Source organism: Actinosynnema sp. (assembly GCF_052038725.1).
This window is the reverse complement of the sequence record NZ_JBQGCX010001360.1, coordinates 1-3,336: the sequence shown is the minus strand read 5'-3', so window position 1 is coordinate 3,336 and position 3,336 is coordinate 1. Positions and strand designations below refer to the sequence as shown.

Genomic DNA, 3,336 nt, shown 5'->3' with positions numbered 1-3,336 from the left:
CGAGCTGGGGGTTCTCGCCGCTGAGTGAGCCCACCGAGTGAAATCGGAAGAAAGTGGGCTGACAGATGTTGAAATCTGTCAGCCCACTACCCCATACTCTCCTCATGACCCCTTCACGCACCCTCGGCAGCACCGGCCCCGCCACGTACCCGCTGGGCCTGGGCTGCATGGGGATGTCCGACATGTACGGCCCGCCGGACGAGCGCGAGGGCGTGGCCACCATCCACGCCGCGCTCGACGCGGGCGTGACCCTGCTGGACACCGGCGACTTCTACGGCATGGGCGCGAACGAGCTGCTGATCCGCGACGCGCTGCGCGGCAGGCGGCGCGAGGACGTGCTGCTGAGCGTCAAGTTCGGCGCCTTCCGCGACGCGGACGGCGGCTGGCACGGCAACGACGGCAGGCCGGAGGCGGTGGCGAACTACCTGGCGTACAGCCTCCAGCGGCTGGGCGTCGACCACGTCGACGTCTACCGCCCGGCCAGGCTCGACCCGAACGTGCCGATCGAGGAGACCGTGGGCGCCGTGGCGGAGGAGGTGCGCAAGGGCAGGGTGCGCCACATCGGCCTGTCCGAGGTGAGCGCGGAAACCCTCCGCAAGGCCCACGCCGTCCACCCGATCGTGGACCTGCAGATCGAGTACTCCCTGCTGTCCAGGGGCCCGGAGGCGGAGATCCTGCCCACGGCCAAGGAGTTGGGCGTCGGCGTCACCGCCTACGGCGTCCTGGGCCGAGGCCTCCTGTCAGGCCACTGGAACCCGGACCGGGAAACCACCCAGGCCGACTTCCGCACCCACAGCCCCCGCTTCCAGGGCGACAACCTCGCGAAGAACCTGGCCCTGGTGGAGTCCCTGCGCACCGTGGCGGAGGCGAAGGGCGCCACGGTCGCCCAGTTGGCGATCGCCTGGACCCTGTCCAGGGGCGAAACCGTGATCCCCCTGGTAGGCGCCCGCACCCGCCCCCGCCTGGCGGAGGCGTTGGGCGCGCTGGACGTCCACCTGACGGAGTCGGACCTGGCCGAGATCGAGTCGGCGGTCCCGTCGACGAAGGTGGCGGGCACCCGCTACCCGGAACAGATGCTGGCCCACATGGACAGCGAACGCTGACCCCACCCCGCCCCTCACCCGTCCGCTCCACGCCCAGGCCGCCCCCTCCGTCCGCTCAGCCTGGCCCGGTTCTGTCACGTAACTCGTCTTGTGGTTGGTGGTCGAGTGCTTCTTGGTCAGTCGGTGAGGGCGAGGTTGTGGAGGTGGGCGATGCCGGAGGCGGTGTCGCGCAGGGTGTGGGCGGCGCGGCGGTAGTCGCGCAGGATGGTCCAGTCCTTCATGCGGGCTAGCCCGTGTTTCAACGGTGTCGTAGCCAGATGTTGATGGCGGCGATGTGGACGGTGGCCTGGTAGCGGACGGCGAGTTTGTCGTATCGGGTGGCGACGGCGCGGTGTTGTTTGCGCAGGCTGATGCCGCATTCCACGGCGTGGCGCTGTGTGCAGACCTCGGGGTCGAACGCGGGTGGCCGCCCGCCGCGTGGGCCTTCGGCCTGGCGATGGGCGGCCTGGTCGCGCGGTTGGGCGATGGTCGCCTTGATCCCGCAGCGGCGCAGGTAGGCGCGGTTGGCCCTGGAGCTGTAGGCCTTGTCCGCCAGGACGCGGCCCGGTCTGGTCCGCGGTCGCCCGCCACCCGGCCGGGGCACTCGGATCCCCTCGAGCACCGCGGTGAACTGCGGACTGTCGCCACGCTGTCCGGCGGTGACCAGCGGCGGCAAGGGCCGTTGGCCCTGCTCGCAGGCCAGGTGCAGCTTGCTGGTCCACCCGCCCCGCGACCGCCCCAACCCGTGATCGTCCGGCTCCACCCCGCCCGCTGGCGTGTCGGGCGGCTCGACCTGAAGAGCCCCTTTTCACGGGCACCGGCGGCGTGCTGGTGGACCCTCGCGACCGTGGAATCCGCACTCACGTCCCACACGATCACGCCTTCGGCGTCCGCACGGGCCTGCAACGCGGTGAGAATCGCCTGCCACACCCCGGCCCGCTGCCAACGGCGGAACACCCCGTACACCGTCTGCCAGGGCCCGTAGTCCGGCGGGACGTCCCGCCACGGGGCGCCGACCCGCACCCGCCACCGGATGCCGTCGATCAACCGCCGCTTGCTCCACTTCAGCGGACGACCCGGTTTCGCCCCGACGGGTAACAGTGGTGGCAGCAGCGCCCACTGCGAGTCGGTCAGGTCGGCCCGCCCCGCTGCCGCTACGCTGGCCACGAGGTCTCCGGTGTTCGGGTTTGCTTGGTCGCCAACCCACTCACCGAAGACCTCGCCACGTTCCGGCCAACGACACGCCGACGGTCACCTCACCTTTGAAACACGCCCTAGGGCGTGTTCGGCGCGGGCTCGGATCGAACGGTGGACGGTGTCGGGGTCCTCTTGCCGGTCTTCGAGCGGGCCGCCGTCGCGGGGTGTGCGGTGGGGCACGATCACCTCCCGGTTGCCCTGGTGGCCGCCATCGGCCATCACCGGGCGTCCGGCCGGGGTGTCGGCGATGCCGGAGTCGCGGTAGACGGTGCAGTCGTTGCGGTTGCCCGGTTGCGGGTCGCCGGTGGTGATCACCAGGCGGGTGCCGTCCCCGATCGCCACCTGGCCGATGCGGCGGCGCCGGACCGGGGCCAAGGCCAGCAGTGGGCCGACGGTGTTGATGACCCGGTGGGCCGCGGCGTGCGAGACACCGAACAAGGGTCCGAGTTGCCGCATGGTGAGGTTGGTGCGCCAGTAGGTGGCCACCAGCAGTACCCGGTCGGCCAGGTCCAGCCGCCACTGCCGACCGGGGCGGCCGTCGGCGACGGTGCCACCGCCGCGTTCGGCCACCACGCGCACCAGCTTGCGGAACTGGCCCGGCTGCAAGCCCGTGGAGGGTGCGATCCACTCCGACCGGGACGCCGAGATCACCTGCACCGCCACCTCATCCCACCCTGTCGGTCATCGAGTTGCGTGACAGCCCTTAGCGGGTGTCCTGCGGAGCTTTCTCATGATCGTGTGCAGATGAGGGCGGGTGGCGCGGTGGCCGGTGTCGACTCCACGAGCGTCCGGGCGCACCGGCACGCGGTGGGCGTCCGGAAAAAAGGAGGGCTGCGCGGACCGGGTCGAGGACCTCGCCGTCGACGGGGGAGTGCCTTGGACGCTCCCGTGGCGGACTGACGACCAGGCTGCATCCGGCCGTCGACTCGGCGGGTCTGCCGCCGGTGGCGATCCTCACGCCCGGCCAGGCTGGCGACAACCCGCAACCGCAGCCGTTGCTCCACGACATCCACGACATCCACGACATCGACGTGGACGGGCGGCGGGTGCGGCGGGT

At 71.2% G+C, this 3,336-nt stretch carries 2 protein-coding genes and 3 pseudogenes; 2 read left to right on the top strand and 3 right to left on the bottom strand.

Annotation, left to right across the window (positions count from 1 at the left end; all coding sequences use genetic code 11):
- Window positions 1–104: 104 nt before the first annotated feature.
- Window positions 105–1,103 (top strand): aldo/keto reductase, encoded by a 999-nt coding sequence (locus ACTUAL_RS28710; protein ID WP_096496508.1) that lies wholly within the window; start codon window positions 105–107, stop codon window positions 1,101–1,103.
- 116 nt (window positions 1,104–1,219) lie between these two features.
- On the opposite strand, the pseudogene ACTUAL_RS28705 reads toward ACTUAL_RS28710, so the two are convergent.
- The 3 genes and pseudogenes from ACTUAL_RS28705 to ACTUAL_RS28695 all read right to left on the bottom strand — a co-directional run.
- Window positions 1,220–1,345, bottom strand: a pseudogene (locus tag ACTUAL_RS28705) (IS5/IS1182 family transposase); the annotation flags it as partial.
- Window positions 1,342–2,249, bottom strand: a protein-coding gene (locus tag ACTUAL_RS28700; protein ID WP_440902424.1) for an IS5 family transposase whose coding sequence is annotated in 2 segments (ribosomal slippage) — window positions 1,342–1,890 and window positions 1,893–2,249 — 906 coding nt in all. Because the reading frame shifts where the segments join, the coding sequence is not laid out codon by codon here. The gene ACTUAL_RS28700 and the pseudogene ACTUAL_RS28705, both read right to left, overlap by 4 nt.
- 99 nt (window positions 2,250–2,348) lie before the next feature.
- A pseudogene (locus ACTUAL_RS28695) lies at window positions 2,349–2,936 on the bottom strand (transposase family protein); the annotation flags it as partial.
- A gap of 114 nt (window positions 2,937–3,050) precedes the next feature.
- Between ACTUAL_RS28695 and ACTUAL_RS28690 the strand changes: the two are divergent.
- A pseudogene (locus tag ACTUAL_RS28690) lies at window positions 3,051–3,336 on the top strand (hypothetical protein); the annotation flags it as partial.

What these genes read in the sequence shown, in the direction of transcription:
- ACTUAL_RS28710 (WP_096496508.1), top strand. Translation starts at nt 105, where the DNA reads ATGACCCCTTCACGCACCCTCGGCAGCACCGGCCCCGCCACGTACCCG.